The following is a 13,299-nucleotide window of genomic DNA, read 5'->3' as shown; positions in this document are numbered from 1 at the left end:
AAGGCGATATAGAGAGCCGGTGCGACGGCTTTCCCTGAGAGTTCGTCAAGGTCGCAAGCGCACCCACAGACTCGAATATGAAGAGGTAAGCCTCAAGGGCTTCGTGAGCTTGTTCGTAATCTGCGGGTGCATGTTCCTTCTTGCCGAAAACAGACATCCAGCGAAATCAGTATCGGCTAGAAAAGAACGGAACACCTATATCGTGAGCAAGCTCACTCCCACAGAATCTGGAGTGTGTCCCGGATCCGTGGCCCACATGAGACCAGTCGGGCCTTGCTCGCGAAGCGGTCTAGCCCAAAGGGTCCAGTCAGCCCTTCACTCAGCGCCCGGCTTGAGCTATGGGCCAGACGCAATCACGCTCACATACTCATCAAACAACCGCACCTGACCGCTCACCCTGCGCCATCCCCGATACGATTCCGCATCCCTCCTGTAGCGGGCAAAGGCTTCGGATTCCGGTCCGTCCGCGAACAGTGAAGCGATGGCTGCGCTCTGGAAGTACCAATAAATTCCATCACATTGTTCGGTGGCTTTGGCGTTGGAAAGGTCGATCGCCCTGGACCGCCATTGCGCTGCAAGCTCACGTCCCTCTTCCCGAGAAGCGTCTGGCAGCGCTCGCCAGCCAATCTTCTCGGCGTCGTCCACATAGGCGTGATACCTGGCGAGTAATGCCTTGTCTCTTTCCCAGACCGAAGGACAAACGGGCGGCGGCGTCGCGAACGCACCAGGCGCCTGACAAACCGGCAACCCGCTGAGAAGTTGCTGCACCCGCGACAACGGCTCCTCATGCCCCTGCTCCTTGCCGCCGGCAGAAGCTGACTCTGACTTCGACCCTGGCACAACCTCCTCCACCCGCCCCTCGCGACCCAGAACCGCCCTCAACCAACCTCGCATTTGCATAGCCACGCTCCTTGATAAATACCGTCCACAAAAACACGTTCGATCCAAGCCAACGACTCAAGCCGAACCTGCGCAAACTACATCACCCCTCCTCCGAAAAAATCCAATTTCCGCAAAAAAATCCCGAGACTGGCCACCCCCTCCGCCCCACTCGTTTCCCCTCATTTTCCTTAGTTGCCCGCTTAGTTCAGATCAGTAGGTGAACCGGTTCACCTTTCCGCGCTTTTCTTTAAACCACCCGAAAGGATCCAATAAAACCCTGCAGCCCTTGATCCACAAGGGCTAGAGCCATTCCGACCACCTCACAACCTCCCCTAGTAGCCTTGAGACATCATTGCGAGCTGTATCAAATGTGAGAAAAACTTCGCGTCTGTAGGAACTTTCCCACACAATTAACTGCCTGAGCTGACACTGCTGGCTACTAGCTATCGGTGTGATCGCAGTGCGCGTTCACCTAACCTTCGCGGCGAGTTTTCGGGATGACATTGATCCGATTCAGCTTTTCGAGAAGGTGTGCCAACCGGCCAACGCGTATCTCTCCACGCTGTCACGTCATATTCGCCGCATTGTTGAGAAGGGTTCAGGGACGATGTACCAATGACTCAAACGTTTGACGTAGAAGCACTCATAAAGCTGCGCAGCCAGACCCGGGCTATTTCCGACGTGCTTAAAGCACAGGCGTCCGATTACCTGGCCACGCTGGCGCTGCTGATTCGTCCGCAGAATCTGTTCGGTGAGTACCTCCAGGGCGCACAGCGCAGCAGTGGCCGGGAAACCCAGCACCATTTCAAAGCACTCAAAGAGCTGTACGACAGAATTGGTTCGGCGTCTCCGTTCCAGTTGGTCAACGAGATGGAAGTGCCGCTGAACCTGATCAGCACCACGCCCGAGCTGTTCCCGCTGGAATACGACAAGGTCCTGGCCGACAGCGGTCAGACCGTCCGCATCACCAGCCCGACGCGCTGGGTGATCGGTTTCAATTCATTTGATCTGGCGCGCTTTCGCAGCGTCATCAAAGACCCCAACCGCAGCAGCGCCGAGTTGTACCGCTTCGTCGTGCACTACCTGGTGCTGTTTTACTGCGTGAGCAAATCACCGGGCCTTGGGCGTTTGTTTGACGGCCTGCGGTTTCCGGTGAGTTTTGAGCGACTGAAGGATTTTGGCGACCTGCCGTTCTGCGTGATCAGCTCGCCGGTGCGCTCGACGCTGCCGGACGACTCGGTCATTCGCAGCAGCACGCAGATTGCCGGGAACGCCAGTTTTGAAGAACTGGTGGGCCAGGACAGCATCATGGACATGAAAGATGAGATTCGTCAGCGCCTGCTGATGACGATCGAAGGACTGTAAAGCACTCGGCTCAACGTCGAGCCGACACGCAAAATGACTTGCAGCGAGTTGCTCGCACAGGAGAAAACGATGGCGAAGAAGGAAAGTACCCAGCACAAACTCGACCGCGTTCGCGCCCCTCGGGTCCACATCACCTACGACGTCGACATCGGCGATGCTCAGGAAAAGAAAGAGCTGCCCTTTGTCGTCGGCGTGCTGGGCGATTTTTCCGGCAACCCCCTTGAGCCACTGCCCAAGCTCAAGGATCGCAAATTCATCTTCATCGACCGCGACAACTTCAATGGCGTGCTCAAAGGCATCAAGCCGCGCCTGGCCTATCGCGTCGACAACACGCTGGCCAAGAACGGCACGCAGCTGGGCGTCGAGCTCAACTTCAACGCCCTCGAAGACTTCGAGCCGCAGAACGTGGTCAAGCAAGTCGAGCCGCTGCGCAAGCTGCTGGAAGTGCGCAACAAGCTCGCCGACCTGCGCAACAAGATGGGCGGCAACGACAAGCTTGAAGAGCTGTTGATGGACGTGTTGCAAAACACCGAGAAGCTGAAAACGCTGGGCAAGGAATTCGGTCGTGAAGCCGCCGTTCCCGCCACCGACGCCAAAGAGTAAGCAGGAGCACGACCATGAACGACAAACAAACCGTGGCCCAGCCGGACACTGATCTGGTTGAAGTGGAAAACTTCGCCCCGCAGTCTTCGCTGCTCGACAGCATCATTTCCGAAAGCCGTGTTGCCCGCTCCGAAACCGAACGCACCCGCACCCGTGATCTGATCGGTGAGCTGGTAGGTCAGGTGCTCGAAGGCGAGATGACGCCGAGCAAAGACCTGATCGCCGTGCTCGATGCGCGCATCGCCGAGATCGATTCGATGCTCTCCGAGCAGATGAACGAGATCATGCACGCCCGTGAATTCCAGCAACTGGAAGCGTCCTGGCGTGGCCTGAAATACCAGGTCGACCAGACCGAGACCAGCACCACGCTGAAGATTCACCTGCTCAATGCGTCGAAGAAAGACCTGGTCCGCGACCTCAAGGCCTCCTCGGAATTCGACCAGAGCGCGCTGTTCAAGAAGATCTACGAAGAAGAGTACGGCACCTTCGGTGGCGCCCCGTTCGGCATGCTGCTGGGTGATTACGAGTTCAACCGTAACCCGGAAGACATGTACCTGCTGGAAGAGATCTCCCACGTCGCCGCCGCGGCCCACGCGCCGTTCATTTCGGCGGCATCGCCCGAGCTGTTCGGCTGGGACTCGTTCACCGACATGTCCGGCCCACGCGACCTGGCGAAGATCTTCGACACCGTCGAATACGCCAAGTGGAAGTCCTTCCGTAACTCCGAAGACTCCCGTTATGTCGGCCTGACCCTGCCCCACGTCTTGGGTCGCCTGCCGTATGGCCCGGATACCACGCCGGTCGAAGAATTCAACTTCGTCGAAAGCGTCGATGGCCGCGACCACAACAAATACCTGTGGATGAACGCTGCCTACGCCCTCGGCACCCGCGTCACCGACGCGTTCTCCCGCTACGGCTGGTGCGTGGCGATTCGTGGCGTGGAAGGCGGCGGTCTGGTGGAAGGTCTGCCGACCCACACGTTCAAGACCGACGACGGCGAAATCGCCCTCAAGTGCCCGACCGAAATCGCCATCACCGACCGCCGCGAGAAAGAACTCTCCGACCTCGGCTTTATCCCGCTGGTGCACTGCAAGGGCACCGACTACGCGGCGTTCTTCGGCACTCAGTCGACGCAGAAGCAAAAGCAGTACAACACCGACATCGCCAACGCCAACGCCCGTCTCTCGGCGCAGTTGCAGTACATCTTCGCCACCTCGCGCATCGCTCACTACATGAAGGCGATCATGCGCGACAAGGTCGGCAGCTTCGCTTCGCGCAAAGACGTCGAGATGTTCCTCAACAAGTGGCTGTCCAGCTACGTGCTGCTCGACGACACCGCCAGTCAGGAAGCCAAGGCCAAGTTCCCGCTGCGTGAAGCCCGTGCCGAAGTCTTCGAAGTACCGGGCAAGCCGGGTGTGTACAAGGCCGTGACGTACCTGCGTCCGCACTACCAGCTGGATGAACTGACGGCGTCGCTGCGACTGGTCGCCGAATTGCCGCAATCCACACGCGGTTAACCGAATCGGGTCTGCCAGGGAGGCAACATGAGTAGCCAACACAAGCTGTTGCCGTCACTGCTGGACCGGTTGCTGGACGACCGTCCGCACCAGTCCGTTGAAGCCTCGGCGCAACGCTTGTGTTCGCTGGCCGATTACAAGGCCAGCATCGTGCGGGACCTGGAAATCCTGGTGAACACCCGTCAGTCCCTGGTGGCTGGCGAACTCGCCGGTTTTCCGCAACTGCCCGGGACGATCCTCGACTACGGCATGCCCGATTTCACCAGCAAAAGCGTGCTCGACCCGCAGGACCGCTACCTGATTCAGCAGCAGCTGGAGAAAGCGATTTCCGACGGCGACCGGCGCTTTCGCAGCGTCAAGGTACAACTGCTCGCACAACAAACCGGCCAACGCATGCTGACCTTTCGCGTTGACGCCGTACTGCGCCTGCAAGACATCTCCCGTCAGGTTTCCTTTGACGCGGTGTTGCAGGTCAATACCCAGGAATACACAGTACAGAACCTCAACTGATGCTCGACGACCTGCTCCCCTATTACGAAAAGGAACTGTCGCACCTGCGCTTTCTGGGCCAGGAGTTCGCGAGCCAGTACCCGAAAATCGCCTCGCGGTTGCTCATCGAGGGCGATAACTGCGAGGACCCGCATACCGAGCGGTTGATCGAGGCGTTTTCGTTTCTCGCGGCACGGGTGCACAAGAAGCTCGATGACGAGTTTCCGGAAATCGTCGAGTCGTTCCTTGAGGTGCTGTACCCGCACTACCTGCGCCCTACCCCGTCGATGTCCATCGTCGAGTTCACCCTGGGCAAGAACGAGAAAGTCACCGACGCCTATCGCGTCGCCCGTCACACCGAGATTCATGCCACGCCCCTCGACAGCGTGGTGTGCAAGTTCCGCACGTGCTACCCGGTCGACCTGTGGCCGATCAGCGTGCAGCAGGCCTCGTTCGTGGAGATGGAACGCTCGGCGTTCAACGGCCATAGCGCGGACTTGGTGGCGCGTTTGCGCATCGGCCTGACGGCGACCTCCGACGTGCTGTTCGGCCAGATGGAGCTGGACTCGTTGCGCTTCTTCCTCGATGGCGAAAGCACGCTGATGCTGCAGCTGTACGAGTTGCTCTTCAACAACCTGGCCAAAGCCACGCTGACCTTTGAAGACGACGGCCGCATGCGCGAAGTGGCCCTGCCGGCCGACGCGCTGAAGGCGGTTGGTTACGGTCTGGATGAAGGGCTGGTGGATTATTCGGAGCGTTCGTTCCTCGGCTACCGGCTGCTGCACGAATACTTCACCTTCCCGGACAAGTTCATGTTCTTCGACCTGTCCGGTTTCCGCCGCATTCTGGCGGGCAAGAAGCTGGGCAAGGTCGAGATCAATTTCTACTTTTCCGACTACGACCTGCACGACCGCCTGGCCCGCCTGACCCAGAACATCGGCCGCGCCAACTTCAAGCTCAACTGCACGCCGATCATCAACCTGTTCCGCCAGCAGGCCGAGCCGATCACCCTGACCCATGCTCAGCATGAATACGCCATCATTCCGGACGTGCGCATGCAAAACACGGCCGAGGTGGTGTCCATTGACCGGGTGCGCCGGGTCAAGAAAGTCGGCGGCCTGGAGCAGGTCAGCAGCTGTCATCCGTTCTTCGAGCCGCGCGCCGATCAGGGTCCGGGCAACAGCTTCTGGATCGCCCGCCGACGCCCCTCTCAGAGCCGACAACGGGACGGCACCGACATGTTCATTCGTGTGGTTGACCGGGATCTGGAGCTGATCAACTCGGCCAGCGATACCTTGAGCATCCGCCTGACCTGCAGCAACCGCGACCTGCCTTCACTGCTGCCCTTCGGCGGCGCGCGCGGGGATTTCAGTGTCCCCGCAGGCTCGGTCATCGACGACATCCGCTGCCTGCGCAAACCCACCGCGTCGGTGCGCGTGCCACTGGGCAACGGCGTGATCTGGCGCCTGGTCTCGCACCTGTCGCTGAACCACATGTCGCTGGTCAGCAAAGGCCGCGATGTGCTGCTGGAATTGCTGTCGCTCTACAACTACCGCAACACCTCGGCGATCCGTAAGCAGATCAACGGCATCGTCTCGGTGAGCAGCGAGCCGGTGGTCGCGCGGATCGGCCACCCTCGTCCGAACTTCGTGCGCGGCGTGGGCATCACCCTCAAGTTCGATGAAAGCCAGTACACCGGCAGCGGCGTGTTTCTGTTCGGCATGGTGCTGGACCATTTCTTCGGCCAGTACTGCTCGATCAACAGCTTTACCCAATTAACCCTGCGCACCTTGCAGCGCGAAAAGAGAGTGGTCCAATGGCCCCCGCGAACCGGCGATCAACCCCTGGTCTGATCGACCAGGCACGGGCTGAGCCGCACCGATTCGAATTCTTTCAGTTGGTGCGTTTGCTCCGCCTGCATTACAGCAGGAACGGGCAAATGGACCTGCAGACGCGGCCCCATGAAGACCCGTTGCGCTTTCGTTCGCAGCTGTCGCTGAATTTCCCGGCGAGCGAAGTCAGCGATCTGAAATTCGAGCGCGAGGGCAAGGTGTCGGCGGCCGGGCTGCCGCTGACCGAAGTGCAGGTGACGTTCATGGGGCTGGTCGGGCCGTCCGGCGTATTGCCACGCCCGTACACCGAGCTGTTGCTGGAACGCCACATTCGGTACCGCGATGACGCTGCCCATGCGTTTCTCGACGTGTTCTCGCACCGCATGACCACGCTGTTCTACGAGGCCTGGCAGAAGTACAAGTTTTACATCGAGTACGAGCGCAACGGCACCTCGGACTTCGATCGCTACCTGCTGCATTTGGTGGGCCTTGGGCCGCAGGCGCAGAAACAGAAGTTCGGCCCTGAAGGCTCACCGCTGCGTCGGGAGCTGTTCAGCTATTTCTCGGGGATGTTCGCGCAGAAGCCGCGCAACGCGCTGAACCTGCAAGTGATGCTGAGCTTTTACTTCTCGCTGCCGTTCAAGGTGCGTCAGTTCGCCGGGCGCTGGCTGAAACTCGACGTCAGCCAGTGCACGCAGCTGGGCCGCAAGAACGCCGCCCTCGGGCAAAGCGCCGTGGTCGGCAACCGGGTCTGGGATTACCAGTCCACCGTGCGCATCGACATCGGCCCGTTGACGCTGGCCGACTATCAGCGTTTTCAGCCCGGCACCGAGGACTACCAGAAGCTGGTGGAGCTGGTGCGTTTTTACGTTGGCGCGCACCTGGATTACCAGATCGCGCCGACCCTCAAGCGCGAAGCAGTGCCGCTGGCGAAGATCGGCCGGCAGGGCAACGTCGCGCTGGGCTGGCTGGGCTGGTTGAAACGTCCGGGCGCCGATGTCGAGCCGGCCCGTTGTGCTCTTTTCCATATTCCTTTTGATGGGGTCTCACTGTGAACCTGAAGTCGCTGTTCGCCAAACTGAACGAAACCAGTCGCACAGCCACAGAAGGCGCTGCCGCCCTGTGCTTGTCAGAAAATCATTACGACGTTGAAGTCGAGCACTTGCTGCTGCAATTGCTGGAAAACAACGACAACGATCTGCCGGCGATCCTTCGTCACTACGACGTGGTCCCCGAGCGCCTGCAGGCGCAGTTGGTCACCGCCCTCGGCACCTTCAAAAAAGGCAACACGCGCACGCCGGCCCTGTCGCCGCACATCACCCGGATGATCGAGCAGGCCTGGGTCCTGGCCTCCATCGAATTCGGCCAGAGCCAGATCCGCACCGGCTACTTGATTCAGGCGTTGCTGGACGATGACGAGCTGCACCGGGTGGTCGTGGCCTCGGCGCCTGAGCTGGAAAAAATCAACGCCGACGACCTGCGGGTCAACCTCGCGGCGCTGGTGGAAGGCAGCCCGGAATCGGGTCTGGCCAGTCCGCTGGAAAGCCCCAAAGCCGCCAATGGCCGCACCGTTCAGGGCAACGGCAAAACGCCGGGGCTGGATCAGTACACCATCAACCTGACCCAGAGCGCCCGCGACGGTCGCATCGATCCGGTGCTGGGCCGCGAGTTCGAGGTGCGGCAGATGGTCGACATTCTGACCCGTCGCCGGCAGAACAACCCGATCCTTACCGGTGAAGCCGGCGTGGGTAAAACCGCCGTCGTCGAAGGCCTGGCGTTGCGCATCGTTCAGGGCGACGTGCCGTCGGTGCTCAAGGACGTGGCGATTCACACCCTCGATCTGGGCCTGCTGCAAGCCGGCGCCGGGGTCAAAGGCGAGTTCGAAAACCGCCTGAAGTCGGTCATCGAAGAAACCAAACGCAGCCTGCACCCGATCATTCTGTTTATCGACGAAGCCCACACCCTGATCGGCTCCGGTGGTCAGGCCGGGCAGAACGATGCCGCCAACCTGCTGAAACCGGCACTGGCCCGGGGCGAGCTGCGCACCATCGCCGCGACTACCTGGGCGGAATACAAAAAGTACTTCGAGAAAGACGCCGCCCTCGCCCGCCGCTTCCAGGTGGTCAAGGTCGAGGAGCCGGACGAAGACAAAGCCATTTACATGCTCCGTGGCCTGCTCGGCAAAATGCAGGAGCACCACAAGGTCACGGTCATGGACGAAGCGCTGGTGCAGGCCGTGCGCCTCTCCAACCGCTACATCACCGGGCGTCAGTTGCCGGACAAAGCCGTCAGCGTGCTCGATACAGCCTGCGCCCGCGTAGCCCTGGCGCAGTCAGCGCAGCCCGGCCCGCTGGAAGACTGCAAGCGCCAGATCGACAACGTCCAGGCCGAGATCGCCGTGCTGCAGCAGGAAGCCGCCAAAGGCAGCGACCACTCCCGCCGTCTGGCCGCGCTGAACGAAGAATTGCAGAGCGTTCAAACCACCCGCGAAACCCTGGAGCAGCAATGGCAGCGCGAGCTGGATCTGGTCAAGAAACTGGCTGAGCTGGGCAGCGTCGAGACACCCGATGTCAGCGAGATTTCCGCCGTACGCGCCGAGCTGTCAGCCGTTCAGGGCGAGCAGCCGCTGGTCCACGCACTGGTCGACGGCGGCACCATCGGTGAGGTGATTTCCGGCTGGACCGGCATCCCGCTGGGCAAGATGCTGCGCAACGAAATCGACACCGTACAGCGCCTGCCGGCACTGCTGGGCGAGCGCGTGCTCGGGCAAGATCACGCCCTGGCGGAGATCGGCAAACGCATCAAGATCTCCCGGGCGCGCATGGAAGACCCGAACAAGCCCATCGGCGTGTTCCTGCTGCTGGGACCGAGCGGCGTCGGCAAGACCGAAACCGCTCTGGCGCTGGCCGACACGCTATACGGCGGCGAACGTAACGTCATCACCATCAACATGTCCGAGTACCAGGAAGCCCACACCGTTTCCAGCCTCAAGGGCTCGCCACCCGGCTACGTCGGTTACGGCGAAGGCGGCGTGCTGACCGAAGCGGTGCGGCGCAAGCCCTACAGCGTGGTGCTGCTGGACGAAGTGGAAAAAGCCCACCCGGACGTGCTTGAGCTGTTCTTCCAGGTGTTCGACAAGGGCGTGCTGGATGACGGCGAAGGTCGCGAGATCAACTTTCGCAACACGGTGATCATCCTCACTTCCAACACCGGCACCGATCGCATCATGGAGCGCTGCCTGAACACCACCGAGCAGCCGACCCCGGACGAGATTGTCGAGGACCTGCGCGACGAGCTGAATCAAGTGTTCAAGCCCGCCTTCCTCGGGCGCCTGACCATCGTGCCGTACTACCCGGTTCAGGACGAGATTCTGGAGCGCATCGTTGCCCTGAAGCTGGAGCGCATTCGCAAGCGCTTCGAGCGCAACCATCAGGCGGTGCTCGGCTACGACGAGGCGCTGGTCAAGGCCATCGCCGCGCGCTGCACCGAGGTCGACAGCGGCGCACGCAACATCGACAACATTCTGTCCAAGACCCTCATGCCGGAACTGTCCCAGCACGTGCTGGAACGCATGGCCCAGGACAAACCGATTCAGCGCCTGAACATCGAACTGAGCGGCGACGGCGATTTCGCCTACAGCCTCACGTGATCCGGCTTGATTTGATTGAGCATTCATAGGTAGCAGTCATGAACATGCGAAACAGGGAACGTCTTTGCGCCGGGGCCGGCTGGGCCACCCGTGTGACCCTTTTGACGGTCGTGATGGCGCTCACCGCCTGCGGCATCACCGACCGGGCCAGCAAGCGCGTCGATGACACGTGGGCCGGCGACATGCTGTTCGGCGACAAGGAAAAAGTCATCCTGACGGCCGACGGCGGCAACCAGCTGAACCCCGATGAGAGCGGCCGGCCGCTGTCGGTTGTGCTGCGGGTCTATCAGCTCACCGCGCTGGAGCGGTTTGCGTCCATCGACGCCGATTCGCTGTGGGACAACCCGCAGCAGGCCCTCGGTAACACGCTCATCGACAGCCAGGAAATCACGTTGCTGCCGGGCATGGGCCAGATCGACCAGTGGCCGCTGAACAAGGCCACCGGCTATGTCGGCATCGCTGCGTTCTTCCGCTCCGACGAGAAGAGCCACTGGAAAGTCGCCTTCGATGCCAACTCCCTGCGCAAGGATGGCATCTGGTTCTCCTCCGACGGCCTGCGTGTGCTGGTCGACAACAACCACGTGCTGGCGGTGCGTGGCAACGACGTGCTGAACAAGCCGCAGACCGAGGCGCAGTTCGCCAAAAGCAACGTCATGCCCACGGCCGAGCCCGCCGCCAATGCGGGCAATCCGCCCCTGAGCCAACAGGTGCAGGACGCGATGGTGCAGAAGGCCAAGGACACCGCCGTGGACTCTGCGCAACAGAGCGCACAGAAAGGCGTGCAGTCAAAGTTCGATTCATTAGTGGAAGGCGTTCATGAGTAAGCAGAGCCGCGTGATGTGGTCCGAGGGCATGTTTCTTCTGCCGCAGCACTTCCAGTACCAGGATGAATTCCATCAGCACCAGCTGGCCGAATCGACGCTGCGTGGTACGCCCTTCCATTGGGGCGTGCAGGCCATGCAGATCGACGAAGAAGCGCTGGCCGGCGGATCCCTGCAATTCAAGCGGCTGAAACTGGTGTTTCCCGACGGCAGCCTGTTCGACGCGCCGTCACACGATCCGCTGCCGGCGGCGCGGGATTTGCGCGAGTTGCTCAAGGGCAATGACTTCAAGGTCTACGCCGCCCTGAAGCTGCCGGAGCCGTTCGGCCTCAATTACGTCGAAGACGGCCAGGAGCAGAAAAGCGCGCGGCGTTTCCGCAAGCAGTTCGACACCCTGCCCGACCTCAACGAGGGCGATCTGGAAAACGAGATCACCAGCCTGCGCCTGAACGTGGTCATGCTGATCGACGGCGACTCGCTGGACGGCTACAGCTACTGCCCGATCGCGCGGCTGTCGCGCAACAACATTGGCGGCTTCAGCCTCGACACCCATTTCGTGCACCCGACCCTGCACCTGGGCACCCACGAAACCCTGATCGGCCTGGGCAAGCGTCTGCTCGGTGCCCTGCATTCGAAGAGCAAAGCGCTGTCGGGCCGCCGCCGCGAACGTGCCGACCAGATCGCCGAATTCGGCTCCAGCGACGTCACGCTGTTCTGGCTGCTCAACACGGTCAACCGCGCGTACCCGAATCTGGCGCACCTGCTGGCCCACCCGCGTCTGCACCCGGAGCGTCTGTACCTGTTCCTGGCGGAACTGGCCGGCGGTTTGCTGACTTTCTCGCTGGAGGTCGAGCTCAACGACATCCCCGAGTACAACCACCACGACCCGGCGGCGTCGCTGGTCACGCTGGACCAGATGATCCGCACGCTGCTGGACAACGTCATCCCGAACCAGTGCATCGTCATCAACCTGACCCAGACCAAGCCGTCGTACTGGCAGGGTCAACTGCACGATCCGCGACTGGTCGATGCCGATTTCTATATTTCCGTGCACGCCGACATGCCCGGCTCCAGCCTGCTGGAACTGGTGCCGCGGGCGGTCAAGGTCGGTTCCCCGGAAGACATCGAAGTGGTGGTCAACAGCGCGATGCCCGGCGCCACGCTCAACCATTCGACGCGATTGCCCAACGCCATTCCGGTGCGTCTGGACAATCACTACTTCTCGATCGAACCCCATGGCCGGGTCTACGAACGCATGATGAGCGCCCAGGCGATCTCGTTCTACGCACCCAGCGCTTTCACCAACCTCAAGCTTGAACTGATGGCAGTACTCAAATGAGCGAAGCCGTAATGCAAGGCGCCATGGCCGCCGACCAGCCAAAACCGACCCTCAAAGACCTGGTGCAGGATTTCATCAGCATGGCGCTGATCCTGCGTCGTGGCCGTCAAGTGACCTCGGTCAGCGCGTTCGAGGAAAGCGTCGACACCTTCTTCGCCAACCTGGAGCGAGAAGCCCGCGCCTCAAATTACAGCGTCGAGCAGGTCAAGGACACGCAATACGCTTTGTGCGCGTTTCTCGACGAAAGCGTGCTGCGGGCCAAAATGCCTGTGGCCCCGGTCGTGGCAAAAGCCGAGGAGTCGCCCGCTTCAGCCACCGCCGCACTGGCGGCGCCGGCGGAGAAAGTCAACGAGCTGCGCCGGCATATCGAAGTGTCGCCGCTGCAGTTCCGTCACTTCGGCGTGCACCTGGCGGGCGAAGGTTTCTTCGACAAGATCGAAACCCTGCGCGCCGACGTCAAACGCAACCTCGACGTGCTCGAGGTGTATCACCTGTGCCTGGCCCTGGGCTTCGAAGGCAAATTCAGCGTCGGTGAAGGCAAGGATCAATTGCGCTATCTGGCCAACACACTCGGTCAGGACATCGCCCGCTATCGCAAGACCCCCAAAGCGCTGTCGCCGGACTGGGCGCTGCCCGATCAGGTTTCGCAGATGCTGCGTCACGAGGTGCCGGTGTGGGTTTACCTGGCGCTGATCGCGCTGGTCTGTCTGGCGGTTTACCTGACGCTGGACTGGCTGCTGGGCAAGGACGTTGCCTTATTGTCCGAACACATCAGCCAATTGTTCAGTGCCTGAGCACTGCT

Annotated in this window: 11 protein-coding genes; 10 read left to right on the top strand and 1 reads right to left on the bottom strand. The window is 61.0% G+C overall.

Annotation, left to right across the window (positions count from 1 at the left end; all coding sequences use genetic code 11):
• Positions 1-336: 336 nt before the first annotated feature.
• Positions 337-900: a hypothetical protein gene (locus tag ACYASU_RS23820; protein WP_463584294.1), complete on the bottom strand. Its 564-nt coding sequence runs from the start codon at positions 898-900 to the stop codon at positions 337-339.
• A 597-nt stretch (positions 901-1,497) separates the two neighbouring features.
• Between ACYASU_RS23820 and ACYASU_RS23815 the strand changes: the two genes are divergently transcribed.
• From ACYASU_RS23815 to icmH, 10 genes are all read left to right on the top strand, one after another.
• Entirely contained in the window at positions 1,498-2,247 is a 750-nt protein-coding gene (locus tag ACYASU_RS23815; protein WP_346625832.1) for a hypothetical protein, read from the top strand.
• A 69-nt stretch (positions 2,248-2,316) separates the two neighbouring features.
• Positions 2,317-2,850 carry a type VI secretion system contractile sheath small subunit gene (gene tssB, locus ACYASU_RS23810; RefSeq protein WP_062387737.1) on the top strand — a complete coding sequence of 178 codons (534 nt, stop codon included), beginning with the start codon at positions 2,317-2,319 and terminating at the stop codon, positions 2,848-2,850.
• A 14-nt stretch (positions 2,851-2,864) separates the two neighbouring features.
• On the top strand, positions 2,865-4,367 hold the full coding sequence (gene tssC / locus ACYASU_RS23805; protein ID WP_074887836.1) for a type VI secretion system contractile sheath large subunit: 1,503 nt from the start codon (positions 2,865-2,867) through the stop codon (positions 4,365-4,367).
• Between the two features lie 27 nt (positions 4,368-4,394).
• Positions 4,395-4,877: a type VI secretion system baseplate subunit TssE gene (gene tssE, locus ACYASU_RS23800; RefSeq protein ID WP_065988945.1), complete on the top strand. Its 483-nt coding sequence runs from the start codon at positions 4,395-4,397 to the stop codon at positions 4,875-4,877.
• A complete protein-coding gene (gene tssF, locus ACYASU_RS23795) occupies positions 4,877-6,709 on the top strand; it encodes a type VI secretion system baseplate subunit TssF (RefSeq protein WP_463584293.1) in 1,833 nt (610 codons plus the stop codon). The genes tssE and tssF overlap by 1 nt, the downstream gene beginning before the upstream one ends.
• A complete protein-coding gene (tssG, locus tag ACYASU_RS23790; RefSeq protein ID WP_463584292.1) occupies positions 6,673-7,743 on the top strand; it encodes a type VI secretion system baseplate subunit TssG in 1,071 nt (356 codons plus the stop codon). Before tssF ends, tssG begins: the two co-directional genes overlap by 37 nt.
• The gene (gene tssH, locus ACYASU_RS23785) at positions 7,740-10,337 is read left to right on the top strand and encodes a type VI secretion system ATPase TssH (protein ID WP_463584291.1); all 2,598 of its coding nucleotides are present in this window, start codon (positions 7,740-7,742) and stop codon (positions 10,335-10,337) included. The genes tssG and tssH overlap by 4 nt, the downstream gene beginning before the upstream one ends.
• A 38-nt stretch (positions 10,338-10,375) precedes the next feature.
• The gene (gene tssJ / locus ACYASU_RS23780) at positions 10,376-11,161 is read left to right on the top strand and encodes a type VI secretion system lipoprotein TssJ (protein ID WP_244655975.1); all 786 of its coding nucleotides are present in this window, start codon (positions 10,376-10,378) and stop codon (positions 11,159-11,161) included.
• Positions 11,154-12,497: a type VI secretion system baseplate subunit TssK gene (gene tssK, locus ACYASU_RS23775; RefSeq protein ID WP_463584290.1), complete on the top strand. Its 1,344-nt coding sequence runs from the start codon at positions 11,154-11,156 to the stop codon at positions 12,495-12,497. The genes tssJ and tssK overlap by 8 nt, the downstream gene beginning before the upstream one ends.
• Positions 12,494-13,291 (top strand): type IVB secretion system protein IcmH/DotU, encoded by a 798-nt coding sequence (gene icmH, locus ACYASU_RS23770; RefSeq protein ID WP_463584289.1) that lies wholly within the window; start codon positions 12,494-12,496, stop codon positions 13,289-13,291. The genes tssK and icmH overlap by 4 nt, the downstream gene beginning before the upstream one ends.
• Positions 13,292-13,299: the final 8 nt, after the last annotated feature.

The sequence above is a fragment of the Pseudomonas sp. HP_12 genome (genome assembly GCF_055283955.1).
The sequence above is the reverse complement of the archived record's forward strand: the minus strand, read 5'-3'. Positions and strand labels throughout refer to the sequence as shown.

Excerpts from the sequence above, each read along its gene's own strand:
- ACYASU_RS23820 (WP_463584294.1), bottom strand. The coding sequence starts at position 900 with ATGCAAATGCGAGGTTGGTTGAGGGCGGTTCTGGGTCGCGAGGGGCGG.
- tssC (WP_074887836.1), top strand. The coding sequence starts at position 2,865 with ATGAACGACAAACAAACCGTGGCCCAGCCGGACACTGATCTGGTTGAA.
- tssB (WP_062387737.1), top strand. The coding sequence starts at position 2,317 with ATGGCGAAGAAGGAAAGTACCCAGCACAAACTCGACCGCGTTCGCGCC.
- tssJ (WP_244655975.1), top strand. The coding sequence starts at position 10,376 with ATGAACATGCGAAACAGGGAACGTCTTTGCGCCGGGGCCGGCTGGGCC.
- tssE (WP_065988945.1), top strand. The coding sequence starts at position 4,395 with ATGAGTAGCCAACACAAGCTGTTGCCGTCACTGCTGGACCGGTTGCTG.
- ACYASU_RS23815 (WP_346625832.1), top strand. The coding sequence starts at position 1,498 with ATGACTCAAACGTTTGACGTAGAAGCACTCATAAAGCTGCGCAGCCAG.
- tssG (WP_463584292.1), top strand. The coding sequence starts at position 6,673 with ATGGCCCCCGCGAACCGGCGATCAACCCCTGGTCTGATCGACCAGGCA.
- tssF (WP_463584293.1), top strand. The coding sequence starts at position 4,877 with ATGCTCGACGACCTGCTCCCCTATTACGAAAAGGAACTGTCGCACCTG.
- icmH (WP_463584289.1), top strand. The coding sequence starts at position 12,494 with ATGAGCGAAGCCGTAATGCAAGGCGCCATGGCCGCCGACCAGCCAAAA.
- tssK (WP_463584290.1), top strand. The coding sequence starts at position 11,154 with ATGAGTAAGCAGAGCCGCGTGATGTGGTCCGAGGGCATGTTTCTTCTG.